24 protein-coding genes are annotated in these 24,321 nt (G+C 73.1%); 12 read left to right on the forward strand and 12 right to left on the reverse strand.

Annotated features, from left to right (window positions below; genetic code table 11):
* Positions 1–47 precede the first annotated feature (47 nt).
* Both map and ACH499_RS02310 read left to right on the forward strand, forming a co-directional pair.
* Entirely contained in the window at positions 48–905 is an 858-nt protein-coding gene (gene map, locus ACH499_RS02305; protein ID WP_356197249.1) for a type I methionyl aminopeptidase, read from the forward strand.
* A gap of 162 nt (positions 906–1,067) precedes the next feature.
* Positions 1,068–1,715: a heme oxygenase (biliverdin-producing) gene (locus ACH499_RS02310; protein ID WP_399013324.1), complete on the forward strand. Its 648-nt coding sequence runs from the start codon at positions 1,068–1,070 to the stop codon at positions 1,713–1,715.
* Between the two features lie 12 nt (positions 1,716–1,727).
* Here ACH499_RS02310 and ACH499_RS02315 read toward each other — a convergent pair whose 3' ends face one another.
* Both ACH499_RS02315 and ACH499_RS02320 read right to left on the reverse strand, forming a co-directional pair.
* On the reverse strand, positions 1,728–2,372 hold the full coding sequence (locus ACH499_RS02315; RefSeq protein WP_356197244.1) for a PhzF family phenazine biosynthesis protein: 645 nt from the start codon (positions 2,370–2,372) through the stop codon (positions 1,728–1,730).
* 8 nt (positions 2,373–2,380) lie between these two features.
* Complete coding sequence (locus tag ACH499_RS02320) at positions 2,381–3,238, reverse strand: hypothetical protein (protein WP_399013326.1); 858 nt, start codon at positions 3,236–3,238, stop codon at positions 2,381–2,383.
* A gap of 199 nt (positions 3,239–3,437) precedes the next feature.
* Here ACH499_RS02320 and efeO point away from each other — a divergent pair, with 199 nt between their 5' ends.
* From efeO to ACH499_RS02340, 4 genes are read left to right on the forward strand one after another with little or no spacing between them, the layout of a single operon-like run.
* Positions 3,438–4,592 carry an iron uptake system protein EfeO gene (gene efeO, locus ACH499_RS02325; protein ID WP_399013328.1) on the forward strand — a complete coding sequence of 385 codons (1,155 nt, stop codon included), beginning with the start codon at positions 3,438–3,440 and terminating at the stop codon, positions 4,590–4,592.
* 15 nt (positions 4,593–4,607) lie between these two features.
* Complete coding sequence (efeB, locus tag ACH499_RS02330) at positions 4,608–5,861, forward strand: iron uptake transporter deferrochelatase/peroxidase subunit (protein ID WP_356197237.1); 1,254 nt, start codon at positions 4,608–4,610, stop codon at positions 5,859–5,861.
* A gap of 2 nt (positions 5,862–5,863) precedes the next feature.
* A complete protein-coding gene (gene efeU, locus ACH499_RS02335; RefSeq protein ID WP_356197234.1) occupies positions 5,864–6,736 on the forward strand; it encodes an iron uptake transporter permease EfeU in 873 nt (290 codons plus the stop codon).
* Positions 6,696–7,688, forward strand: a complete 993-nt coding sequence (locus tag ACH499_RS02340) for a hypothetical protein (RefSeq protein ID WP_399013331.1) — start codon at positions 6,696–6,698, stop codon at positions 7,686–7,688. The genes efeU and ACH499_RS02340 overlap by 41 nt, the downstream gene beginning before the upstream one ends.
* Before the next feature lie 22 nt (positions 7,689–7,710).
* Here the strand turns inward: ACH499_RS02340 and ACH499_RS02345 are convergent, their stop codons facing one another.
* The 5 genes from ACH499_RS02345 to ACH499_RS02365 all read right to left on the reverse strand — a co-directional run bounded on the left by ACH499_RS02345 (position 7,711) and on the right by ACH499_RS02365 (position 12,829).
* The gene (locus ACH499_RS02345; protein ID WP_356197230.1) at positions 7,711–8,442 is read right to left on the reverse strand and encodes a bifunctional DNA primase/polymerase; all 732 of its coding nucleotides are present in this window, start codon (positions 8,440–8,442) and stop codon (positions 7,711–7,713) included.
* Positions 8,443–8,533: 91 nt separating this feature from the next.
* Positions 8,534–9,184 (reverse strand): TetR/AcrR family transcriptional regulator, encoded by a 651-nt coding sequence (locus ACH499_RS02350; RefSeq protein ID WP_399013333.1) that lies wholly within the window; start codon positions 9,182–9,184, stop codon positions 8,534–8,536.
* A gap of 78 nt (positions 9,185–9,262) precedes the next feature.
* Entirely contained in the window at positions 9,263–10,255 is a 993-nt protein-coding gene (locus ACH499_RS02355; protein ID WP_399013335.1) for a small ribosomal subunit Rsm22 family protein, read from the reverse strand.
* Between the two features lie 61 nt (positions 10,256–10,316).
* On the reverse strand, positions 10,317–11,504 hold the full coding sequence (locus ACH499_RS02360; RefSeq protein ID WP_399013337.1) for a serine hydrolase domain-containing protein: 1,188 nt from the start codon (positions 11,502–11,504) through the stop codon (positions 10,317–10,319).
* Complete coding sequence (locus ACH499_RS02365) at positions 11,456–12,829, reverse strand: multidrug effflux MFS transporter (protein ID WP_399013339.1); 1,374 nt, start codon at positions 12,827–12,829, stop codon at positions 11,456–11,458. Before ACH499_RS02365 ends, ACH499_RS02360 begins: the two co-directional genes overlap by 49 nt.
* A gap of 84 nt (positions 12,830–12,913) precedes the next feature.
* On the opposite strand from ACH499_RS02365, the gene ACH499_RS02370 reads away from it, so the two are divergent.
* Positions 12,914–13,951: a Gfo/Idh/MocA family protein gene (locus tag ACH499_RS02370; protein ID WP_399013340.1), complete on the forward strand. Its 1,038-nt coding sequence runs from the start codon at positions 12,914–12,916 to the stop codon at positions 13,949–13,951.
* On the opposite strand, the gene ACH499_RS02375 is transcribed toward ACH499_RS02370, so the two are convergent.
* Positions 13,938–15,596 (reverse strand): alkaline phosphatase D family protein, encoded by a 1,659-nt coding sequence (locus ACH499_RS02375; RefSeq protein WP_399013342.1) that lies wholly within the window; start codon positions 15,594–15,596, stop codon positions 13,938–13,940. The two genes, ACH499_RS02370 and ACH499_RS02375, sit on opposite strands and share 14 nt — an antisense overlap.
* 173 nt (positions 15,597–15,769) lie before the next feature.
* On the opposite strand from ACH499_RS02375, the gene ACH499_RS02380 reads away from it, so the two are divergent.
* On the forward strand, positions 15,770–16,534 hold the full coding sequence (locus ACH499_RS02380; RefSeq protein WP_399013804.1) for an SDR family oxidoreductase: 765 nt from the start codon (positions 15,770–15,772) through the stop codon (positions 16,532–16,534).
* Between the two features lie 270 nt (positions 16,535–16,804).
* Here the strand turns inward: ACH499_RS02380 and ACH499_RS02385 are convergent, their stop codons facing one another.
* On the reverse strand, positions 16,805–17,131 hold the full coding sequence (locus ACH499_RS02385; protein WP_356197216.1) for a nuclear transport factor 2 family protein: 327 nt from the start codon (positions 17,129–17,131) through the stop codon (positions 16,805–16,807).
* 132 nt (positions 17,132–17,263) lie between these two features.
* Here ACH499_RS02385 and ACH499_RS02390 point away from each other — a divergent pair, with 132 nt between their 5' ends.
* The gene (locus ACH499_RS02390) at positions 17,264–17,806 is read left to right on the forward strand and encodes a DoxX family protein (RefSeq protein WP_356197214.1); all 543 of its coding nucleotides are present in this window, start codon (positions 17,264–17,266) and stop codon (positions 17,804–17,806) included.
* 16 nt (positions 17,807–17,822) lie between these two features.
* Here ACH499_RS02390 and ACH499_RS02395 read toward each other — a convergent pair whose 3' ends face one another.
* Complete coding sequence (locus tag ACH499_RS02395; protein ID WP_399013805.1) at positions 17,823–19,313, reverse strand: SulP family inorganic anion transporter; 1,491 nt, start codon at positions 19,311–19,313, stop codon at positions 17,823–17,825.
* Between the two features lie 132 nt (positions 19,314–19,445).
* On the opposite strand from ACH499_RS02395, the gene ACH499_RS02400 reads away from it, so the two are divergent.
* The 3 genes from ACH499_RS02400 to ACH499_RS02410 all read left to right on the forward strand — a co-directional run bounded on the left by ACH499_RS02400 (position 19,446) and on the right by ACH499_RS02410 (position 21,472).
* Positions 19,446–19,850 (forward strand): MerR family transcriptional regulator, encoded by a 405-nt coding sequence (locus ACH499_RS02400; RefSeq protein ID WP_399013346.1) that lies wholly within the window; start codon positions 19,446–19,448, stop codon positions 19,848–19,850.
* A 67-nt stretch (positions 19,851–19,917) separates the two neighbouring features.
* Entirely contained in the window at positions 19,918–20,322 is a 405-nt protein-coding gene (locus ACH499_RS02405; protein ID WP_399013348.1) for a MazG-like family protein, read from the forward strand.
* 97 nt (positions 20,323–20,419) lie between these two features.
* On the forward strand, positions 20,420–21,472 hold the full coding sequence (locus tag ACH499_RS02410; protein ID WP_399013350.1) for a PASTA domain-containing protein: 1,053 nt from the start codon (positions 20,420–20,422) through the stop codon (positions 21,470–21,472).
* A gap of 422 nt (positions 21,473–21,894) precedes the next feature.
* Here the strand turns inward: ACH499_RS02410 and ACH499_RS02415 are convergent, their stop codons facing one another.
* Complete coding sequence (locus ACH499_RS02415) at positions 21,895–22,626, reverse strand: hypothetical protein (RefSeq protein ID WP_365591741.1); 732 nt, start codon at positions 22,624–22,626, stop codon at positions 21,895–21,897.
* Between the two features lie 92 nt (positions 22,627–22,718).
* Positions 22,719–24,272: a hypothetical protein gene (locus tag ACH499_RS02420; protein ID WP_399013352.1), complete on the reverse strand. Its 1,554-nt coding sequence runs from the start codon at positions 24,270–24,272 to the stop codon at positions 22,719–22,721.
* Between the last annotated feature and the right edge of the window lie 49 nt (positions 24,273–24,321).

The raw sequence follows: 24,321 nt of genomic DNA on the forward strand, positions 1-24,321 counted from the left end.
TCTCGCCACCGACATGTTCCCCCATGACCGCTGGTTAGACTCGCGGCATGTCTGGCCAGTCGCTGCTCGTCCCAGGGGAGCTGTCCCCCACCCGTTCCGTGCCCGGAAACATCCGCCGGCCCGAGTACGTCGGCAAGCCCGCGCCGGCGCCGTACACCGGCCCGGAGGTGCAGACGCCCGAGACGATCGAGGCGATGCGCGTGGCCGGCCGGATCGCCGCCCGGGCCATGGCCGAGGCCGCCAAGCTGATCGCGCCCGGCGTGACCACGGACGAACTGGACCGGGTGGCGCACGAGTACATGTGCGACCACGGGGCCTACCCCTCGACGCTCGGCTACCGCGGCTTCCCGAAGTCGCTGTGCACCAGCGTCAACGAGGTCATCTGCCACGGCATCCCGGACTCGACGGTGCTGCGCGACGGGGACATCGTCAACCTGGACGTGACGGCGTACATCGGCGGTGTGCACGGCGACAACAACGCGACGTACCTGGTCGGCGACGTGGACGAGGAGAGCCGGCTGCTCGTCGAGCGGACCCGGGAGTCCCTGAACCGGGCGATCAAGGCGGTCAAGCCCGGCCGGCAGATCAACATCATCGGCCGGGTCATCGAGTCGTACGCCAAGCGCTTCGGGTACGGGGTGGTGCGGGACTTCACGGGGCACGGGATCAACTCGTCGTTCCACTCCGGACTGATCGTCCCGCACTACGACAGCCCGCACGCGACGACCGTGATCCAGCCGGGGATGACCTTCACGATCGAGCCGATGCTGACGCTCGGGACGCACGAGTACGACCTGTGGGACGACGGCTGGACGGTCGTGACGAAGGACCGCCGGCGGACCGCCCAGTTCGAGCACACGCTGGTGGTGACCGACTCGGGCGCGGAGATCCTCACGCTGCCCTGACCCGCCCGCCCCTCGGATCACAGAGCCCGCCCTCCGTCACGGAGGGCGGGCTTCTTCGTGTCACATCCGGGCACTCTTTTCCCGACAGACTGTCGGAAACTTTACCGACGGCTTGTCGGCAAGCCATTGACTCGGGTGAGCCCCACCCAGAGGATCGGGCCCATGGACTCCTTCTCGACCCTCATCCGCACGGCCTCCCACGAGCAGCACGTGGAAGCGGAGACCTCGACGTTCATGAGCGATCTGCTCGGCGGCCGGCTCGGCGTCGACGCGTACGCGCGCTACACCGAGCAGCTCTGGTTCGTCTACGAGGCCCTGGAGACCCACGCCGGGCGTCTGGCGTCGGACCCGGTGGCCGGGCCCTTCGTGCGGCCGGAGCTGATGCGGCTGTCCTCGCTGGAGCGGGACCTGGCGCATCTGCGCGGTCCCCACTGGCGCACGGGACTGGCCCCCCTGCCCGCGACCGAGGCCTACGCGGCCCGGGTGCGCGAGTGCGCCGAGCGCTGGCCCGCCGGGTACGTGGCGCACCACTACACGCGCTACCTCGGCGACCTGTCCGGCGGCCAGATCATCCGCGACCGGGCGGAACGGGCCTGGGGCTTCGCCAGGAAGGGCGACGGGGTCCGTTTCTACGTCTTCGAGGAGATCACCAACCCGGCCGCGTTCAAGCGCGAGTACCGCGAGCTGCTGGACGGCATCCGCGCCGACGACCTGGAGAAGCAGCGGGTGGTCGCGGAGTGCAGGCGGGCCTTCGCCCTGAACACGGCGGTGTTCCGGGCGCTGGGCGAGGAGTTCCCCCTGTCCGCCTGACCGGGGGCGCCGTCAGCGCTCCAGGCGCACCCGCCCGCCGATCTCGACCCAGCCGCCGGGCTGCGGCGCGGTGAGGATCTGGGAACCCGTGCCCTGCGTGATGTTGAGGGCGCGGCCCAGCCGATCGGTCAGCAGCAGCGCCGCCGCCCCGGTCGCCTCGTCCTCGTCGACGCCGTCGCCCCGGCCGGGGAAGGCCCGGGCACGGACGCGGCCCGCCGCCTCGTCCTCCCAGGCCCAGGCGTAGATCCACTCCCCCGGCGGCGGCACCGGCAGTTCGTCGACCTCGGCGACGCCGGCGTACTGACGCAGGGTGCGCGGCGGGGCCCACTCGGGGCGGGCCTCGATCCAGGTGAACTCGCCGTCCAGCCGGGCGCCCACCACCCCGGCGGGGGTGACGAGTTCGGGCACGTCGAGCAGCCAGGCCGTGCCGACGCAGGGGTGGCCGGCGAACGGCAGGCGCAGGGTGGGCGTGTAGATGTCGATGACGCCGCGCTCGGGGTCGTCGACGAACACGGTCTCGCTGAAACCGAGTTCGGCGGCGAGCTTCTGCCGCATACCGGGGTCCGGCAGTACGGAACCGTCCCGGACGACGCCCAGTTCGTTGCCGTATCCGCCGTTCGGCGCGCAGAAGACGCGCAGTACGTCGTAGTCAGTCACCCGGGCATTCAAGCATCGCCGGGCCACGGCCAGACCGGCGTGGGGGCCTCGTCGTGGGGGAGGCCGGCCAGCGCGTCGGCGTACCCGCGTTCCAGGGCGGCGCGTTGGCGTTCGGCGTCGGGTCCGGCGGGGCGGGCCGACAGCCGGGCCATGCGTTCCCGGTGCCCCTCGGCGACCGCGTCGGCGGTGCGCCGCCACTCGGCCTCGTCCGGCAGGCGGGTCAGCACCACGCAGCCCGGCTCACGGCCCTCCGCCAGCGCGGCCACGGCCCGGTCGTGGCCGTCCAGGAGCAGCCAGCCGTCGAGGAACGACACCCACCACAGCAGGACCGGGGCGAGGGTGCCGTCCCGGGCGTGCTTGCGGTACGCCTTCACGCGCGGCGCGTCGGGCGCGGACAGGGGGCGCAGCGGCAGAACGCCGTGCCAGCCCCCGGCGCAGTACACCTGGAGGACGGCATCCGGCCACGCGCGCACCAGGTCCTCGGTCCAGATGCCGGGCGCGAAGACGGCACGCGCGGTGAGCGCCCAACGCCCGTCGTGCAGCGGGCCGTACGGGGTGTCCTCCAGCCACCGGGCGTACCGGTGGCGCCAGTCGGCCGGTGCGCGCATCGACGCGGCGGTCGGCGGGGGCAGCGGGGAGCGGTGGCCGGGCAGGCGGCGCAGGCGCAGGTCCCGGCAGCAGCCGTCGCCCTCCCACCGGGCCAGGAACAGCGGGCGGTCGCCCTGACGGAGTGCCGGTGCGCCGTCCCGCGCGCGCACGAAACGCAGCGGCGGCGGCCCCGGCCGGCCGCGGACGTCCAGGACCAGTGGTCCGGCCGCCCGCTCCCTCGTCGCCCGTTTCACGGTGCCGGTATCGGCGGCGCGCATCGACCCTTGACGCTCCTTTGACCTTCCCATGAGGGCACCTTTGAGTCATTGTGACCGACCCGTGCTCATACACCGTCCATGAGATTCGGATCACCGTATCAACGGGAGTCACCGGGGAAAAGCTTCGATACGTTAGGCGAGCCTCACCTTCCTTATGAGGTCCGTCACGCGTATTTTCGGCCATCCCTTGGAGCCCCGCATGCGAGCCGCCAGACTCTCCGTCGTCACCGCTGTCGCCACCGCGGCGGCCCTGACCGCCGTCACGGGATGCACGGAGAAGAGCGCGGCGAAGGACGGCGACCACGTCGTCTCCGTCACGGCGACGGACGACTCCTGCGAGGTGTCGGCGAAGGAGTTCCCCGCCGGGCACGTCGAACTCGCCATCGAGAACAAGGGGTCCAAGGTCACGGAGGTCTACCTCCTCTTCCCCGACGACCGCGTGGTCACCGAGCGGGAGAACATCGGCCCCGGCACCAAGCAGCGGGTCACCGCCGAGGTGAAGGCCGGCGACTACCGGATCGCCTGCAAGCCCGGCATGAAGGGCAAGGGCATCCGCCAGGACGTCAAGGCCACCGGCGGCACGGCCGCCGCGCGCGACCCGCGGCTGGACGCGGCCGTGGCCGCCTACCGGCAGTACGTGCAGCAGCAGGCCGACGAGACGCTGCCGAAGGCCGAGGCGTTCGCCGCGGCCGTCCGGGCCGGTGACCTGGAGGCCGCGAAGAAGGCGTACGCGCCCTCCCGCATCGGCTGGGAGCGCACCGAGCCGGTCGCGGAGTCCTTCGGCGACATCGACCCCAAGGTCGACGTCCGCGAGGACGGCCTGGAGGAGGGCCAGGACCCGGCGACCGACTGGACCGGCTGGCACCGCCTGGAGAAGGCGCTGTGGCAGGACAAGAAGATCGGCGACCGCGAGAAGCAGCTCGCGGCCACGCTGGTCACCGACCTCAAGGACTGGCAGAAGCGCGTCGGCACCGCCGACATCACCCCGACCTCCATGGCCAACGGCGCCAAGGAGCTCCTCGACGAGGTCGCCACCGGCAAGGTCACCGGTGAGGAGGAGCGCTACTCGCACACCGACCTGGTCGACTTCAAGGCCAACGTCGAGGGCGCCGAGAAGTCGTACGAGCTGCTGAAGCCGGTCGCGAAGGAGAACGACGCGGCGCTGGCCAAGGAGCTGGACAAGCAGTTCGCCGCCCTGGACGAGCTGCTCGACCGGTACCGGCCCAACCCGTCCTCGTACGAGTTCACCTCCTACGACAAGGTCGGCGACGGCGACCGCAAGGAGCTGTCGGACGCGGTCAACGCGCTCGCGGAGCCGCTGTCCAAGCTCGCCGCCGCCGTGGTCGGCAAGTAACACCGGGAGACGACGATGACGGACACGGACGGCACGGCTCCCGCCCCCTCCCGCCGGGCGCTGCTCGGCTGGGGCGGCGCGGGGCTCGCCCTCGGTGCCGCGGCGGCCGGCGGGGCGCTGGCGGTGGCCCGCGCGGGCGACGACGACGCTCCGGCCGGCGCCGGGGCGGGCGGCGCGGTCGCCTTCCACGGCGCGCACCAGGCGGGCATCGCCACTCCGGTGCAGGACCGGCTGCACTTCGCCGCGTTCGACGTGACCACCGACGACCGCGCCGAGTTCGTCCAACTGCTCAAGGACTGGACGGCCGCCGCCCGCAGGATGGCGGCCGGACAGCCCGTCGGCGAGGGCGCCTTCGGCGGACTGGCCGAGGCCCCGCCGGACGACACCGGCGAGGCACTGGGCCTCGACCCCTCGCGGCTCACCCTCACCCTCGGCTTCGGGCCGTCCCTGTTCGGGAAGTTCGGGCTCTCCGGCCGCCGCCCGGAGGCGCTCGTCGACCTGCCGAAGTTCCCCGGCGACAACCTCGACGCGAACCGCAGCGGCGGCGACCTGTGCGTCCAGGCCTGCGCGGACGACCCGCAGGTCGCCGTGCACGCCGTCCGCCAGCTCGCCCGCATCGGCTTCGGCAAGGTCGTCGTGCGCTGGTCCCAGCTCGGCTTCGGCAAGACGTCCTCGACGACACCCGACGCGCAGACGCCGCGCAACCTGTTCGGATTCAAGGACGGCACCCGCAACATCTCGGGCACCGAGACCGACCGCCTCGACCGGCACGTGTGGGTCGGCGAGAAGGACGGGCCCGCCTGGATGACCGGCGGCTCGTACCTGGTCGCGCGCCGCATCCGCATGCACATCGAGACCTGGGACCGCACCTCCCTCCAGGAGCAGGAGGACGTCTTCGGCCGCGACAAGGGCGAGGGCGCCCCGGTCGGCAAGGCCAAGGAGCACGACGAGCCGTTCCTGAAGGCGATGAAGCCGGACGCGCACGTGCGGCTCGCCCACCCCGACGCCAACGGCGGGGCGACGATCCTGCGACGCGGCTACTCCTTCACCGACGGCACCGACGGCCTGGGCCGCCTGGACGCCGGCCTGTTCTTCCTCGCCTACCAGCGCGACGTGCGCGAAGGCTTCATCCGCGTCCAGCGCAATCTGGCGACGGACGCGCTCAACGAATACATCCAGCACGTGGGTTCGGCGGTCTTCGCGGTCCCGCCCGGCGTCCGCGACGCGGACGACTGGTGGGGCAGCACGCTGTTCGCCAAGGAGGCGTAACCGTGTTCTCCAACTACCTGATCGGACTGCGGGAGGGCCTCGAGGCCTCGCTCGTCGTCTGCATCCTCATCGCCTACCTGGTCAAGACCGGCCGCCGGGACGCCCTGAAGCCCATCTGGGCCGGCATCGGCGTCGCGGTCGCCATCGCGCTCGCTTTCGGCTGCGTCCTCGAGTTCGGCTCGCAGGAGCTGACGTTCAAGGCGCAGGAGGCGCTCGGCGGCTCGCTGTCGATCGTCGCGGTGGTCCTGGTGACGTGGATGGTCTTCTGGATGCGGCGCACCGCCCGCCACCTGAAGTCGGAGCTGCACGGCAAGCTGGACGCCGCCCTGAAGATGGGCACGGGCGCGCTGGTGGCGACCGCGTTCCTCGCGGTGGGCCGCGAGGGCCTCGAAACGGCCCTGTTCGTCTGGGCGTCGGTGCACGCGGCGAGCGACGGCACCCCTCGCCCGCTGATCGGCGTGGCGCTCGGTCTCGCCACGGCCGTGCTGCTCGGCTGGCTGTTCTACAAGGGCGCGCTGCGCATCAACCTGGCGAAGTTCTTCACCTGGACCGGCGGCATGCTGGTCGTCGTGGCCGCGGGCGTGCTGGCGTACGGGGTGCACGACCTGCAGGAGGCCGACCTGCTGCCGGGCCTGACGAACCTGGCCTTCGACATCAGCTCCACCATCGACCCCGCGAGCTGGTACGGCACCCTGCTCAAGGGCGTGTTCAACTTCCAGCCCGACCCGACCGTCCTCCAGGTCACGGTGTGGCTGCTGTACCTGGTCCCCGCGCTCGCGCTGTTCCTCGCCCCGGTAGGGTTCGCCTCCGGGAAGGGGAAGGTGAAGGGACCTGATGAGCAGGGATCACGGCCCTCGAAGGCCACGCGGGCTTGACCGGAGCGCACTGATGGCGGCCTCGCTGACCGCTTTGTCGTTGACGGCGAGCGGCTGCGTGGTGGTGCACGGCGAGCGCGAGGTGCTCCCGGCGACCACCCGGGCCGAGGCCGAGAAGGCGCTCGCCGCGTTCACCGACGCGTACAACAAGGCCGACAAGGCGTACGACGGTTCCCTGGACGCCGCGTACACGACCGGCGCCCTCGCCGCCATCGACGCGGCGCGGCTGAAGGCGGGCCGGGCCAACCATCCCGGGGGCAACCCGAAGCACGTGCCGCTGGAGCTGACGGACGCCGAGTTCACGATCCCGAAGAAGGCGGGCTGGCCGCGCTGGTTCGTCGCGGACACCCGGGCCAACAAGGGCGGCGAAACGCGCTGGCTGCTGGTGTTCACCCGCCACGGCCTGGAGGAGACCTGGCAGGTGGCGTACCTGACGCTGGTCGCCCCCGACGACGTCCCCGAGTTCAAGACCGACGAGGACGGCTGGGCCGAGGCCGTCCCCGCCAACTCCACGGACCTGGCCGTCGCACCCGCGAGCCTGAGCGACGACTACACGGCGTATCTCGAGAAGGGCGGGAAGGGCTTCGCGGACGGCCGGTACACCAGCTCCTTGCGGACGTCGCGCGAGAAGCGGGCGGTCAGGCCCGGCCTGGTCACCCAGTACATCGACGAGCCGCTGACCGACCGCGACTACGCCCCGCTGGCGCTGCGGACGAAGGACGGCGGCGCGATGGTGTTCTTCACGACCCGCCACTTCGAGAAGCAGACGGCCGCGCAGGGCGCCTCGGTGCCCACCCCCAACAAGGACGTGCTGGCACTGACGGACGGCGAGATCAAGCAGTCGCTGACGATGGAGTTCGTCTCGAACCAGATCGCCCTGGACCCGGCGGGAAGCGGTCAGGTGTCCGTGCTGGGCCGGGTCCAGGGGATGACGTCGGCGAAGGGCGAGTAGCGCCGCCGCGGGCCGTGCGCGCTCAGTGGCGCAGGGGCCAGGCCGTGCCGGCGGGGTCGGACTCCTCGCCGGCGTGCCGGGCGCAGGCGTCGGTGAGGGTCTCCAGCAGGGTCAGCGGGTCGGGCAGCGGGTGCTCGGGGCCGCGCACCCAGTGCACCGTCTGGTGCTCGCCGGGCAGCCGGGCGGGCGGGACGAGCACGTAGGAGCCGCGGCAGTGCCAGCGCAGGCCGGGGTGTTCGTCCATCGTCTCGGGGTGGCAGTCCAGCTCGCAGGGCCACCACTCGTCCTCTTCCTCGGGCGTGCCGCGGGTGAGGGTGAAGAAGAGCATGCGGCCGTCGTCGCTCTCGGCGACGGGCCCGACTTCGACGCCCGCGTCGAGCAGCCGCCGCAGCGTCTCCCGGCCGGCCTCCAGGGGCACGTCGAGGACGTCGTGCACCATGCCGGTCGCGGTGATGAAGTTGGCCTGCGGCTGGTGCCGGGCCCAGCGCTCGACCTGTGCCCGGTCGGTGGTGGACTGGGTCTGCCAGGCGAAGGACACCGGGTGCCGGGCGGGGGTGGGACAGCCGACGCGGTCGCAGGAGCACCGGTAGCCGACCGGGTGCGCGGCGGGCGCCAGGGGCAGTCCCGCGCCGGCGGCGGCGAGCAGCAGGTTCTCCCTGCCGCCGTCTCCGGCGGCTTCCTTCGGGCGGCCTCCACGCAGCCACTGGGAGAGTTTGTCCCGCAGGCCCGTCCGGCCGCCGAAGTCCGCGCTCATCTATCCCCTCGCCTCGCCGTCGTGCGCAACAGCATGCCCCATGGTCCCACCATTCCGCGCTTCGGGGTCGGGAAGGGACAAACTTCCCTGGTCAGCGAGGAAGCAGGCCGTACAGCGCGTAGTCCACGAGCGTGTCGGTGTACTCGTGGGAGAACGGGGCCGTGCGCTGGAGCCAGCGTTGGGCGAGCGGGGAGACGAAGAGCTCCAGGGCGATGCGCGGGTCGATGTCCGGCCGGATCTGGCCGGCGTCCTGGGCGGCGCGCAGCCGGTCGACGTAGAGCCGCAGGGACGGTTCGAGGAGCTTGGCCACGAACTCCCGGCCGAGCTGCTCGTTGACGACGCCCTCCGCGGCGAGTGCCCGGGAGGGCGCCTCGAACCTCGGGTCCTTCAGCTCGTCGACGGTGGCGCGCAGGACGGCCTTGAGGTCGGCGGCGAGGTCGCCGGTGTCCGGGATGGTGTACGGCTCCTGCCCCGCCGCCTGCGCGGCCTGTTCGCCGAGGTCGAGGAAGGCCTCCAGCAGGACGTCGGCCTTCGAGTTCCACCAGCGGTAGATGGTCTGCTTGCCGACTCCGGCGCGGGCGGCGATGCCCTCGATGGTCGTCCGGGGGTAGCCGGCCTCGGCGACGAGCGCGAGGGCCGCCTCGTAGATGGCCCGGCGGGAGCGGGCGCTGCGGCGGCTGACGTCGGGGTGGGGCTTTCCGGGCGGCGGGGTCGGGTTCCGTGTCGGTTTCTGGACGGCCATGGCGTGAACGTACCAGACCGACAAGACGTCGCGTCTCGCCTCCTGGGCGGGGGCGCCGGGACGAGGCGCCGTGCGGGCTCAGTCCTCCGCCGCCGGGGGCCAGGGGTCGCCCCAGTCGGCGTCGCGGGCCGCCCGGTACCGGTCGCCGTGGCGCTTGGTGACCGTCCGGCGGCGGATCCGCTCGTCGCTCTCGCACAGGTCGAGCAGGACCTGGCCCTTGCGGATCTGCGGACGCCGGATCACGCGGGAGGGCGCGGGGGCGACGGGCAGGCGGGTGGCGGCGACGTAGCTGAACTTCTCGTCCTCGTAGGCGAGGGAGCCGCCCTTGACCTGCCGGTGCAGGGAGGAGCGGCTGACGCGGGCGGAGAAGTGGCACCAGTCGGTGCCGGGCGCGATGGGGCAGGCGGCGCTGTGCGGGCAGGGGGCGGCGATGTGGAATCCGGCGTCGGTCAGCCGCCGCCGGGCCTCGATGACGCGGGCGTAGCCGTCGGGGGTGCCGGCCTCGACGATCACGACGGCCCGTGCCGCGCCGGCGGCGGCGTCGACGAGGGCGGCGCGGTCGGTCCCGGTCAGCTCGTTGAGCACGTAGGAGACGGTGACGAGATCAGTGCTCTCGACGGTGAGCGCCGCTCCGATCCGTGAGCGCTGCCAGCGCACGTCGCTCAGGCCGGGGCTTGCGGCGGCGATCTCCCGGCCGAGCGCGAGCGCGGGCTCGGCCCAGTCGACCACGGTCACCGGGCGCCTGCCGCCCCAGGTGTCACTGACGGCCCAGGTCGCGGCGCCCGTCCCGCCGCCGAGGTCCACATGGCTCGCGGGCTCCCACCCGGGCACGGCGGCCGCGAACGCGGCCAGCGCCGAGCGCACCGCGGCGAAGGTCGCCGGCATCCGGTACGCGGCGTAGGCGACGACGTCCGCGCGGTCCCGCAGGATCGGGGCGCCGGTCGGGGTGGCCCCGCGGTAGTGGGAGATCAGCCGCTCCACGGCCGGCCCGGCCTGCCGGGGCGGCAGCCCGTCGACCAGCTCGGCGAGGGTGGCACGGAGGATGTCGGCGGGGGCGGCGGGGGCGTTCACCCCGGGATTCTACGGGGGTCGCCAGGGCACCGAGAACGCCGCTCACGGGCGTGAGCGGCGCTCACCCCGCTCCGGGCGCCGCCCGTACCGCCCGTGCCAGCCGGGTGCACAGCGTCGCGCGGGGCCCGTTGTCCGGGGGACGGCGGCGGGGGTGGACGGTGTTGGCGAGGAGCACCGCGAAGGTGTCCGTCGCCCGGTCCAGGACCAGCATCGTGCCCGTGAAGCCGGTGTGCCCGGCCGCGCCGCGCCCCGCCAGCTCGCCCATGAACCACGGCTGGTCCAGGGCGAAGCCGAGCCCCGGCTCGGCCAGGAGCAGTTCCACGAAGTCCGGGCCGAGGATGCGCGCCGGCCCGTACGAGCCGCCCGCGAGCAGCGCGCGGCAGAAGACGGCGAGGTCCCGGGCGGTGGAGAACAGTCCCGCGTGACCGGCCACCCCGCCCAGCGCCCAGGCGTTCTCGTCGTGGACGACGCCCCGCACCATCCCCCGGTCCGCCTTGGCCCAGGGCCGGCGCTGGTCCTCCGTCGCGGCCGCGTCCGGGCACGGCCCGAAGCGGGTCGCGGTCATGCCGAGCGGACGGGTGATCCCGTCGCGCACGAGGACGTCGAGGGTGCGGCCCGTGACGCGTTCCAGGACCTGCTGGAGGAGCAGCATGTTCAGGTCGGAGTAGCGGTACGCGCCGGCCGGGCCCGACGGCTGCTCCGCGCGCAGCAGCGCGAGGCGTTCCTCGCGGCCGGGCCGGTCGTACAGGGGGAGTTCGGGACGCAGCCCGGAGGTGTGGGTGAGCAGGTGCCGCACGGTGACGCGGTGCGCTGCGGCGCCGCGGAAGTCGGGCAGGTACGCGCCGACCTCCGCGTCGATGCCGAGGGTGCCCCGCTCGATCTGCTGCACGGCGGCGACCGCGGTGAACAGCTTGGTCAGGGACGCCAGGTCGAAGGGCGTGCCCACGGTGGCCGGGACCCGGTCCCCGGCGGGCAGCTCCACCCCGGTGCCGGTGCGCGGGTCGCAGGACGCGTACCGCACGGCCCAGCCCGCCGCCTCCTCGACGGCGAGCACGGCTCCGCGCCCCACGGCCACGACGGCGCCGGCCGCCCAGGGGTGTTCACCGGCGGTGAGGGCGTGCGTGTCCGCGACGGCACGGGCGAGCTGCGCGGGGTCGAGCCCGGCCCGTTCGGGGGTGTCGCGGCGCAGTCTCGGGGTGCTCAGTTCTCCGCCTCCTCCGCGGTCGTCCGGCCGGCCGCCGGGCGGCACATGGCCAGGAAGCAGACCAGGGCCACCGTGGCCGCGGTGAGCTGGACGACCGCCATCGGCCAGGCGGTGTCCTTCCCCGCGATCCCGACGAGGGGGGAGGCGACGGCGCCGATCAGGAAGGAGGACGTGCCGAGCAGCGCGGACGCGGACCCGGCGGAGTGCTTCACCCGCATCAGCGCGAGGGCCTGGGTGTTGGGCAGGCTGAGGCCCATCGCGGACATCAGCACGAACAGCGCGGCGGCGACGGGCCCGAGCCCGGCCTCGCCGAAGACGCCGAGGGTCATCAGCAGCAGGGCGGCCGCGGCGGCGACGACGAGGAGGAGGCCGACGGCCAGCACCCGGTCGAGGCGGACGCGGCCGACGAGGAGCTTGCCGTTGATCTGGCCGACGACGACCAGTCCCACCGAGTTGAGGCCGAACAGCAGGCTGAACGTCTGCGGGGAGGCGCCGTAGATCTCCTGGACGACGAACGGGGACGCGGAGATGTAGGCGAACAGCGCGGCGAAGGCGAAGCCTCCGGCGAGCATGTACCCGGTGAAGGCCCGGTCGACGAGCAGGCCGCGCATCGAGCGGAGGGTGTCGCCGATTCCGCCGGCGTGCCGTTCCGCGGACGGCAGCGTCTCGGGCAGCCTCGCCCACACGAGGGCGCCCAGCGCCGCGCCGAGCACGGTGAGCACGACGAACACACCCCGCCAGTCCGTCACCCGCAGGACCTGCCCGCCGATGAGGGGGGCGACGACCGGGGCGACGCCGGAGATGAGCATGAGGGTGGAGAAGAAGCGGGCCATGGCGTCGCCGTCGTACAGGTCGCGGACGACGGCCCGGGCGATGACGATCGCGGCGGCGCCCGCGAGGCCCTGCGCCAGCCGGAAGGCGACGAGCGTCTCGACGGTGGGCGCGAGCGCGCACAGGGCGGTGGCGAGGACGTAGAGGGCGAGGCCGGCCAGCAGCGGGCGGCGGCGGCCCCACTTGTCGCTCATCGGGCCGACGACGAGCTGGCCGAGGGCCATGCCGGCCAGGCAGGCGGTGAGCGTGAGCTGCACGGTCGCGGCGGGTGCGCCCAGGGACTCGGTGACCTCCGGCAGCGCGGGGAGGTACATGTCCATCGCCAGCGGCGGGGTGGCGGTCAGACCGCCGAGGACGAGTGTGACGAGCAGTCCGGTGCGGCGGGTGCCGCGCGAGGGGTCCGGGGTGCTCGGCCCCGGGGTGTCCGCGGTCCTCGGCCGCGGGATGTCCTCGGTGACCGGCCGCGAGGTGTCCGCGGTGTTCGGTTGCGGTGTGCCGGACGGTGACGCCTGCGGTATGGACGGCCCGCGCTCGGGCATGTGCCCCTCCCTCTTCGACAGATCCCGCACCTATGCTCTCAGCTCGTACGGACTTGTCTGGACGCGAGCGAGGGTGGGGCAACCGTGGCCGAACAGCGGGTGCGCTGGGGGATCCTGTCGACCGGCGCGATGGCGGCGACGTTCACGGCGGATCTGGTCGATCTGCCGGACGCGGAGGTCGTGGCGGTCGCCTCGCGGACGAAGGCGTCGGCGAAGGAGTTCGCGGAGCGGTTCGGGATACCGCGGGCTTACGGCGACTGGGAGTCGCTGGCCCGGGACGAGGACGTCGACGTGGTGTACGTCGCCACGCCGCACGCGGCGCACCGGGCCGCCGCCGGCCTGTGTCTCGCGGCGGGCCGCAACGTGCTGTGCGAGAAGCCGTTCACGCTGAACGCGCGCGAGGCGGGCGAGCTCGTCGCGCTGGCGCGGGAACGCGGGAGCTTCCTGATGGAGGCGATGTGGATGTACTGCAATCCGCTGGTGCGGCGGATGAGGGCCCTGGTGGAGGACGGCGCGATCGGCGAGGTCCGCAGCGTCCAGGCGGACTTCGGGCTGGCGGGGCCCTTCCCTCCCGCGCACCGGCTCCGGGACCCGGCGCAGGGCGGCGGGGCGCTGCTGGACCTGGGCGTGTACCCGGTGTCGTTCGCGCAGTTGCTGCTCGGTGAGCCGTCGGACGTGACGGCGCGAGCGGTGCTCTCCGACGAGGGCGTCGATCTCCAGACGGGTGCACTGCTCTCCTACGAGAGCGGCGCTCTCGCCTCGGTGCACTGCTCCATCATCGGCGGCACGCCCAACTCCGCCTCCGTGACGGGTTCCAGGGGCCGCATCGACGTCCCGGACGGCTTCTTCTCCCCGGACCGCTTCGTGCTGCACCGGGAGGGCGCGGCCCCGGAGGAGTTCCTGGCCGACCCGGCCGACGGTCCCCGGGCCAGCCTCAGGCACGAGGCCCGCGAGGTGATGCGCGCGCTGCGGGCCGGGGAGAGCGGGTCGCCACTGGTCCCGCTGGACGGCACCCTCGCCGTGATGCGGACGCTCGACGCGATCCGGGACCGCGTCGGCGTCCGCTACCCGGGCGAGGAGCCCGGCGAGGTGGCCGCCGGCCGTCAGGTCACGCCGGCTTGAGCCCCTGCTCCCCCGCCTCCGTCACGAAGGAGGCGGCGGTGGTGAGCGGCGCCCCCTCGGTGGTCACGTGGGACACCGTCTTGAAGTCGGCGCGCGCCAGCTCCCGGCCGAGCGTCACCGTCGTGTAGCCGCGCAGCCCGTTGTAGAACCTCATGTGCGGGTTGGCGGCCAGGTAGGTGGCCCAGTTGGACGGCTTCTCGGAGCCGTTGCCGCCACTGGTGATCGAGGACGTGACGATCTCCGTGCCCACGGTCCGCGAGTCGGGGTCGGCGAAGTCGCGCTTGATGTCGAAGCCGTAGTGCACGTGCACGTCGCCGGTGAGGACCATCAGGTTCTCGACACCGGCGGCCTGCGCGCCGGCGAGGACGCGTTCGCGGGAGGCCGGGTAGCCGTCCCAGGAGTCCATGGAGACCTTGGACGGCGTGCTGGTGGTGTTGTACCGGCGGGAGAAGGTGACCTGCTGGGGCACCACGTTCCACACGGCGTCCGAGCGGTGCCAGCCGTCGATCAGCCAGCGTTCCTGGGCGTCGCCGGTGAGGGTGCGGCGCGGGTCCTCGGACTCGGGGCCGGGGTACTGCCAGCCGTCGCCGTAGGCCTGGTCGGAGCGGTACTGGCGGGTGTCGAGCACGTCGAACTGGGCCAGCCGGCCCCAGTGCAGGCGGCGGTGCAGCCGCAGGGCGGGCCCGTCGGGCAACTGGGGGCGGCGCAGCGGCATGTTCTCCCAGTACGCCCGGTAGGCGGCGGCCCGGCGCAGCAGGAACTCCTCGGGCGGGACGCTGTTCTCGGGGGTGTCGCCCGCGTAGTTGTTCTCGGTCTCGTGGTCGTCCCAGGTGACGACGAAGGGGTGCGCGGCGTGCGCGGCCCGCAGGTCGGGGTCGGACTTGTAGAGGGCGTACCGCAGGCGGTAGTCCTCCAGGGTCACCGTCTCGTGGCCGAAGTGGTCCGGCAGGGTGCCCGGGGGGTGGGCGCGGGAGCCGCCGGTGGAGTTGACGGCGTACTCGTAGAGGTAGTCGCCGAGGTGGAAGACGACGTCCACGTCCTCCGCGGCGAGGTGCCGGTAGGCGGTGTAGTAACCCTGGTCGTAGCGCTGGCAGGAGACCACACCGAAGGTGAGGTCCGCGCCCCGGCTGCCGACGGGCGGCGCGGTGCGGGTGCGGCCGACGGGGCTGACGAAGCGTCCGGCGCGGAAGCGGTAGTAGTAGACGTGGCCGGGGGCGAGGTGGCCGGCCTCGACGTGCACGGTGTGGTGGAACTCGGGGTGGGCGGTGGCCGTGCCCCTTCTGACGACGCGCCGGAAGCGTTCGTCGAGGGCGATCTCCCAGCCGACGTCCACGCGTCTGGCGGGCAGTCCGCCGTCGGCCTGGTACGGGGCGGGGGCCAGGCGCGTCCACAGCAGGACGGAGCCGGGCAGCGGGTCGCCGGAGGCGACGCCGAGCGTGAAGGGGTCGCCGGTGAGCTGCGCCGGGTCGAGTTCGGCGGCGCTCGCGGTGCCGGCGGCCGGCAGGTTGACGGAGAAGGCGAGCGCGGCGGCGGCGCCGGTGACGGTCAGGAAGCGGCGGCGGCCCAGACCGCGGGCGGCGGCGCGCAGTTCGGGGGCGTGGGCGGGCCGGGGACGGTTGCCGGCCTGGTGGTTCGGGGGTGTCATCCGTTCCTCCCCTTGCGATGGATGCAAGGGGCATTCGAATGGCCGGGGACAACGCCGGCTTGGCGCGGACATGGCGCATCCGTGGCGGACGGATGAGTTCCGCATGATCGCCGGACGGGGCCCCACGCGTACGCTGCCGCCTTGTGAACACCGCGAGAACCACCGACGAGGGGATGTACGAGATGACCGGCAGTCAGCGCATCGGAGTGGTCACGGGGGCCGGTTCCGGCATCGGCCGCGCGGTCGCCGTGGAACTGCTGCGCGCAGGCTGGACGCTGGCCCTGGCCGGCCGCCGCACCGGGCCGCTGGAGGAGACGGCGGCGCTCGTGCCGGGAAGCACCGCGCTCGCCGTCGCCACCGACGTCTCACAGCCCGGGGACGTGGACGCCCTGTTCGCCGCCGTGCGCGACCGCTTCGGGCGGCTGGACCTGCTGTTCAACAACGCGGGGACGTTCGGTCCGGGAGGCGTGCCGGTCGAGGACCTGTCCTACGACGCGTGGCGGCACGTGGTGGACACCAACCTCAACGGGGCGTTCCTGTGCGCGCGGGCGGCGTACCGGCAGATGAAGGAGCAGGATCCGCAGGGCGGACGGATCATCAACAACGGCTCGATCTCGGCGCACACGCCGCGTCCGCACTCGGTGGCGTACACGGCGACCAAGCACGCGCTCACCGGCCTGACCAAGGCGCTGTCGCTGGACGGGCGGCCCTATCGCATCGCGGTCGGCCAGATCGACATCGGCAACGCGGCGACCGACATGACGGCCGGTATGCAGACCGGCGCGCTCCAGGCCAACGGGGAGGTGGCGCCCGAGCCCGTGATGGACGTCGCCGACGTGGCGCGCACGGTGCGGCACATGGCGGAGCTGCCGTTGGAGGCGAACGTGCAGTTCGCGACGGTGCTGGCGACGACGATGCCGTACGTGGGACGGGGCTGAACGGGCCGCGTCCGCGGGGCACTTGGTGATCCACACAAACGGAATTCGTCAGTCCGCACCATTGCGGCGGGTGGCGGACTTATGCTCAACTCTCCTTCACCGAAGCTTCACACTCGGAGGGTCGGCCTTCCGCGACCTCCGCGAGCCACACCGAAGGGGGGAGGGCGGCAGCCGTTCCGGCCACCGGATGGGGGTGGATCCCGCGTGGGACCGCGGGATGCGCACCGATGGGCGGAACGGCTGCCGCGCACACGCGGCACGGCGCGGGCGCTACGCCTGCCCGGTCTCGAAACGCGCGATCCTGCCGTCCTCGTCCACGGTGAAGCTCCACCGGGTGCGCATCTCGCCCCAGGTGTCGTTGCGGTAGCGGGCGATGAGGGCGCGCCCGCCGTTCGACTCGTTGTCGACCTCCATGTGGCCGTTGGAGGAGAAGATCTCCTGGTCGATCCACTCGGCGAGGTCCCGGTCGTCGCCGTCGTCGGCCATGGTGGCGTCCGGCGCGAGCAGCGCGAGGAAGGCCTCGCGGTCGTGGGCGTTGACGGCGGCGACGAAGGCGCGGACGGCCGGGTCGCTGAGTCGGGTGGTCTGAATCGTCATGCCGGTCAGCGTCACACCGGCCCCGGCACCCCGCCACCCGAACGGCACCCGCGACGGGCCGGGCGGGTGCGGACGGTGCGACGGTGGGAACCCGGGAGGGGCACCACCGCACGCTCAGCCGAAGGAGCCGACATGACCTGCTACGACCGACGCGACATCGGACTGCTGCTGCTGCGTCTGGGGACGGGCGGCGTACTGGCCGCGCACGGGGCGCAGAAGCTGCTCGGCTGGTTCGGCGGCGGGGGCATCGCGGGGACCGGCCAGGCCATGGAGGCCATGGGCTACACGCCCGGACGGGCCAGCGCGACCGCGGCGGGCCTGTCGGAGGCGGGCGGCGGCGTCCTGCTGGCGCTGGGCCTGGCCACCCCGGCCGCGGGCGCGGCGGCGGCCGGCGCGATGGCGGGCGCCGCCGCGGTGCACGCCCCGAGCGGCTTCTTCGCCCAGGAGGGCGGCTACGAGTACGCGGCCTCGCTGGGCCTGACCGCGGCGGGCCTCGCCGTCACCGGCCCCGGCCGCCTCTCCCTGGACCACGCCCTCGGCCACGCGGTCAACCGGAGCTGGATGGTCCCGGCGGCGTTCGCGGTGACGGCCGCGGCCACGACGCTGGTCGTGGGGGCGCGGAACAGGCGGGTGCGGAGGGCGGCCGAGGGCGAGCAGGAACCGCTGTTCGACTGACGCGCCGCCCGCGGCGTCAGTGGCCTCCGGCGAGTTCGCCGGTGAGCCTGCCGTGGAGGTCGGCGCTCGGGTCGTTCAGGCCGGTGATCTCGACGCTCTTGCCGCGCTGGGCGTACTTCGCCGCGACCGCGTCCAGGGCCGCCACGGAGGAGGCGTCCCAGATGTGGGCGGCGGACAGGTCGATGACGACGTTCTCCGGATCGCCCGCGTAGTCGAACCGTCCGACGAGGTCGTTGGACGAGGCGAAGAACAGCTCGCCCGTGACGCGGTAGACGACGGTGCCTCCCTCCGGGTCGGTGACGGCGGTGACCTCGGCTAGGTGGGCGACCCGCCGGGCGAAGACGACCAGGGCGGTCAGGGAGCCGACGACGACGCCGATGGCGAGGTTGTGGGTGGCGACCACCACGACCACGGTGACGGCCATGACGGCGATCTCACCGGCCGGCATCCGCCTGAGGGTGCGCAGGGCAACGGAGTGCCAGTCGAAGGTGGCGAACGACACCATGACCATGACGGCGACGAGGGCCGCCATGGGGATGTCGGAGACGACCGGGCCGAAGGCGATGCACAGCACCATCAGGAACACGCCCGCGAGGAACGTGGACAGCCGGGTGCGGGCGCCGGACACCTTCACGTTGATCATCGTCTGGCCGATCATCGCGCAGCCGCCCATGCCGCCGAAGAAGCCGGTGACGATGTTGGCGACGCCCTGGCCGACGGACTCACGGGTCTTGGAGGAGGGCGTGTCAGTGATGTCGTCGACCAGCTTGGCGGTCATCAGGGACTCCATCAGGCCGACCAGCGCCATGGCGAAGGCGTAGGGCGCGACCGTCGTCAGCGTGTCCAGGGTGAACGGCACGTCGGGAAGGCCCGGGACGGGCAGGGACGACGGCAGGGCGCCCTTGCCGCCGACGGTCGGCACGGCGATCCCGGCCGCCACCGTGAGGGCGGTGAGGACGGCGATGGACACGAGCGGGGCCGGGACCGCCCTGGTGACCTTCGGGAACAGCACCAGCAGCGCCAGCCCGCCGGCGAGGAGCGGGTACACGGCCCACGGCACGTCGCGCATCTCGGGAACCTGGACCAGGAAGATCAGGACCGCCAGGGAGTTGACGAAGCCGACCATCACCGAGCGCGGCACGAACCGCATCAGCTTCGCCACGCCCAGCGCGCCCAGTACGACCTGGATGACGCCGGCCAGGATGACGGCGGCGACCAGGTGACCGAGGCCGTGCTCGCGGTTCAGGGGAGCGATGACCAGGGCGACGGCGCCGGTGGCGGCGGAGATCATCGCCCGGCGGCCGCCGACCATCGAGATGACCACGGCCATGGTGAACGAGCTGAACAGGCCGACCGCCGGATCGACACCGGCGATGATCGAGAACGAGATCGCCTCGGGGATCAGCGCGAGGGCGACGACCAGCCCGGCCAGGACCTCGGTGCGCCACACCCTCGGGTCGGTCAGCCAGTCGGGCCTGAGGCCGCGCGGACGCGTGGCGGGTGACACTGCGGAAGACACGGGATGCGTACCTGTCGTGCTCGGGAACACGCCTCGGACGGCCGGGGCGTACGGGAAAGGGCGCGCGGCGGTGGGCAGCCCTGGTCGCCCGAACTCTACCTTAACGTTAGAGTAGGGATCGTGGACGACAGGCACATGCAGATCGGCGAGGTCGCCGCGCGGACGGAGCTGTCCCTGCGCACCATCCGCCACTACGAGGAGACCGGGCTGGTCATCCCCTCGGCGCGTTCCCAGGGCGGTTTCCGCCTCTACACCGAGGGGGACGTCGCCCGGCTCATGGTCGTCCGCCGGATGAAGCCGCTCGGCTTCACGCTGGAGCAGATGCGCGACCTGCTGGACGCCACCGACCGGCTCGACGGGGACGGCGTGCTCGACGCCGACGAGCGCGAGGCCCTGCTGGAGCGCGTACGGATCTACGAGCGGGCCGCCGCCGAGCAGGTCGACAGGCTCCGGATCCAGCTCGCCCGCGCCGAGGAGTTCGCCGCCACCCTGGGCGCCCGCCTGGAGCGGAACACCCCCGCGTGACTCCGGGCCCCGTACGGCCCTCCGGTCGCGGCCGGGTACCGGACGGGGCCGTGGCAGGCTGCTGCGCATGAGTGACGACCGCGGCGGCACGCCCACCGGCCTGTGGACCACCGTCGACGCCCTGTGGGAGAGGCTGGAGGCGGACCAGCCCGTCGGCGGCCGGGAGGGCCTCCTGCTGGGCGTGCTGAAGCTGTCGGAGGAGGTCGGCGAGGTCGCCGAGGCGGTGATCGGCGCGACCGGCCAGAACCCCCGCAAGGGCCTCTCGCACACCTGGGACGACGTCGAGGCGGAGCTGTGCGACGTGGCGATCACGGCGATGGTGGCCCTGCGGATGCTGACGCCCGAGGCGCGGGAGGTGTTCGACCGGCATCTGGCCCGGGTGGCGGCACGGTCGCCGAGCAAGGTCTCCGAGGTTCCCGCACCCGGCGTGACCGGCGTGGACGGGCGGTCGGCGGACGCCGGTCCCGTGTGAGGGGCCGCGTGCGCGCTCTGTACGATGCGGTCGCTCGACAGACGTCCGAGAGCACCTCACGGACCGTCACGCCCCTGTACGAGAAAAGTCGCCGCCCATGCACCGCCCGCCCGCTCCTCCCCCTCAGCCGCCCGGCCCGGCGGCGCCCCGTCGGTGGCTGACCACCCCGGCCCGCGTCGGCTTCGTCCTCGCCGTCCCGGTACTGGGACTGGTCAGCCCGTACCTGGGGTTCGCGGCGCTGGTCGTCGCGGTCGTCATGGTCTGGAGGGACAGCCCCTGGACCAAGGGCGCGAAGGTGGCCGCCACGGTCTCGGCGCTCGGCCTGCTCGGCGCGGTCGCGCCGGACCCACCCGAGGACGCGACGCCGGCCACGGTGGCGCGGGCGGACGGCAGGGACGCGGGTACGGCGGGCATCACCGCCCCGGCGTCGCCGTCACCCTCGCCGTCACCGTCCCCCAGGCCCCGCCCGGCGGCGGCGGACTACCGGGGGATGTCCCTGGACGACGCGCGGGAGGCCGCGGAGGCCGCCGGGTTCGGCGTGGACGAGCACGACGCGTCGGACGAGGACAAGAGCATCATGATGCGGCTCAACTGGACCGTCTGCTTCCAGCGGACCGGCTGGACCTCGTCCGGCACGAGGACGATCGACTTCGGCGCGGTGAAGAAGGGCGCCCCCTGCCCCGCGGCGGACGGCGGGGCCGTCCCGTGGCCGACGATGCCGGACCTGGTCTGGAAGACGTGGAGGACGGCGCACAAGGAGGTCGCGGCCCTCGGCACCGTCCCGGCCGACCACGTCGTGGCGTCCACCGCGTACGTCAACGACCAGCTCCCCGACGAGGGCGAGTACGACGACTGGCGGGTGTGCGCGACCGACCCGGCCGAGGGCGGTGACGTCACCGTCGACCTGTGGGTGACGCTCGAACTCACCCACCCGGACAACGGCTGCCCCGACCCCGACCGTGAGGACGGCGACCGGCCGCGCCTGTCGGACCGGGACGACGACGGCGACCCGGACTACCACGACCCGTTCCCCGGCGACCGGAACCGCAACAGCGCCTTCCCGAACGGCCTGCCGGGCGGCTCGGGCGACTCGTCGGACGGCGGGGGCGGGGGCGGGGGCTGGAACTGCCCGCGTACGCGCTGGTGCTGACGCGGCGCGGCGGGCTCGCGCGCGGGCGCGGAACGTGGCGGAGCCCGGGAGTCGTATCCAGCTCCCGGGCCCCTGGGGATGCCACCCTGTTGCGCACGCCGGCGCGGTCAGAGGGACGGATCAGTCGTCAGGCCGTCGCGTTCTTCCTTTGAACTACCGCACCGTGCAGAGGTGCAGGCGAGAGTCGAACTCGCATCCGACGGCGTTCGTCCGTCCCCGGTCGGCCGGCGATCGGCGGCGATGCTGAAGCTGGAGCGAGAGTCTGAGATTGACGGCGCGGGGGTTCTCCCGCGCCTCTTCAGGCTGAACGTCAGTTTCAGCTTGCGCTCCTCACGCGGACCGGTCCTCAATCCGGCCCGCGCCTGTCGCGCACCCCCGCGCTCGCACGCGGGGGCGATCGTGGAGGCTACCCGTGACCGGCCTCAGCCGAACAGGTAGCCGAACACCGCGTCGCCGACCCGCTGGTCGGTGACTTCGGCGCCGTTGGCCTCCTCCCGGGCGAACTTCACGGCCTGCTGGAGCTTCTCCACCCGCTCCACCAGCTCGTTCACCCGCCGCGCCGGCAGCGCCCCGGAGAACTTCACCGTCGTCCAGTACCCGATCGGCACGTCCTCGTAGTACACCTCGACCTGCGCCGGGTGCTTGTCCGTCGCCTCCGCCTTGACGTGGTTGCGCGGGACCTTCTTCGTCCGGATCGTGCGGACGGGGTCCGTCTTCCACCAGTCCGTGGACGGGTCGAGGGACCAGGACTCGGCGGCGTCCAGCGTGGGCAGCTTCTTGACGAAGGCGTGCAGTTCGGCGAGCTGCTTCTCCAGGAAGAGCAGGTGGCCGACCGGGACGTCGGCGACGACCGTCCGCCCGTCCACCGTGACGTCCGCGCGGGCCGTGCAGTTCGCCCAGTCCTTGGTCGCCGTCACGTCGAACAGCCGGGTCAGCGACGCGGACATCTCGCGCAGCACGTCCTCGGCCTGCACCTGCACCCGCGTCGACTCGGGCGGCAACTGCTCGCCCTCCTCGTCCTTCGGCTGGTACGTACGCGAGATCCCGGCCAGCAGCGCGGGCTTCTGCACCTTGTGCTGCGCGGCGTTGATGTCCTGGAGCGCCTTGCTCTTGACACCCTTCTCGACAGCGATGATCTGGTTCAGCTTCGTCATGTCGGTTCCCCCTCGAACAGGCAGGAACGTATCCCGGGCTCGCCGGCACGCGCACCTCCTTTTGCGTCCGGCCGGGGTCGGAGGAGACGCCTCTACGAGCGTTTCGACGGGCCGGGTGCGGACGGGCACGCGGCCTTGCCCGAGGTGGCCGGCCCCAGCCACACCTGGTTCGCCGGCAGCTTCACCGGTTCGCGGGTGGCCGGGTCCCACAGGACCGCCGTCTCTCCCGCTACACCGAAGGAGAGATAGGGCCTGCGCGGCTTCAACGGCGGTCCTTCTCCCGCGAGTTCGCCGGCGGGTACGGCGAGCCGCACGCAGGTCCACTCCGGTTCGACGCCAAAGTACGACGGCGGGTCCTCGCCGCGCGCTGCCGCCGCGACGGTCCGGTCGACGGCCGTCCCGGCGGAGTTCCACGCCTGCAGCCCCGCGCCGGCGAGCATCGCCACGAACAGGCACACGTTGAGGATGATGTTCGTGCCGTCACCGGGGGTGGCGTACCGATGGTGCCGGTGCTTGGCGAACCCCCACCAGGCCGGGACGATCATGGCGAGGCTCAGCATCACCAGCAGCTTCACCGCGGCCGCGAACTGCCAGACAGGAGGCACGTCGAGGTCCGACGGGCTGAGCGAGAGACCGTCGGCGTACAGGGCGTGGAGGACGGAACCGGCGGCCACGAACGCGGAGACGGTCAGTGTCACCGCCAGCGGAACCGCCCAGGCGACCCACTCGCCCCACGTCCACTGCCGCACCAGGAGCCACAGCCCCGCGAGCACGGCGACCACCACCGCTGTCGTGAGGGTCCGCAGCGGAGACCACGCCGTGCCGTCGCCGCTGAGGAGGCCCGTCCCGAAGGCGGCGAGGACCAGCAGGCAGATCACGGCGACGACGACGCCCTCGTACCTCTTGCCCTCCCCGCTCATGTCCCAGCCGGACCAGACGGCCCCGCACGCCCCGAAGAGCGCCACGGCGCCCAGGATCCACCGCGGCGCCCCGGGGACCGCCGCCGTGGCCAGTGTGAGCGCACCCGCAGCCAGCAGGGTCCACAGGACCAGCCTGTACACCGAGCGCTCCAGCTGCTCCTCCCGCCGGTACGGAGCGGGTTCACGTCGGCGCCCGTCCAGCGGTCTGACGGCCACGGCGGGGCGCGAGGCTGCGGCGGGAGCGTCCGCGCGGGCCAGCAGCAGCGCCTGGCGCGGTCCGCCCGCGACGAACCCGCCGGTGTCGTGTCTGCCGAGGCGCGTGGCGGCGCGGGCGAGGTGCCGTCGCCAGGCCGGCTGCCCGCCCGGGCGCCGGTGGGCGGTGCTGACGATCCTCCAGTGGGGGAACAACTCCCGGTCCCGCTCCAGGGGTTCGGCCCGGCGGACGTAGCCTTCGAGGCGGGCGCCGCGCAGCACCTTGCGCACCCGGTCGGCCGCGCCCCGGTCGCTGCCCTTGGCCGCGCCGAAGAGGCGGACCTCTATCTCGTACACGCGGGACCCCGGATCGGGTTCCAGCGCCGCGCCCAGCGGTCCCCGGCCCGCGGGGTGCCCGTCGCGCACCGGCCAGCCGTGCGCCTCGAAACGCGCCTCCGCCTCCCGCCAGTCGTGCTCACCACCGCAGACCTGGACGAACACCCGGACCCGTTGGTCGTATCGCGTGGGGGCCATGCGGTCTGCTTCCTCCTGCACCGGGTGTCGCGCGAAACAGCCAGGAGAC

The organism is Streptomyces sp. NPDC018947 (assembly GCF_044390505.1).
Classification (GTDB): domain Bacteria; phylum Actinomycetota; class Actinomycetes; order Streptomycetales; family Streptomycetaceae; genus Streptomyces.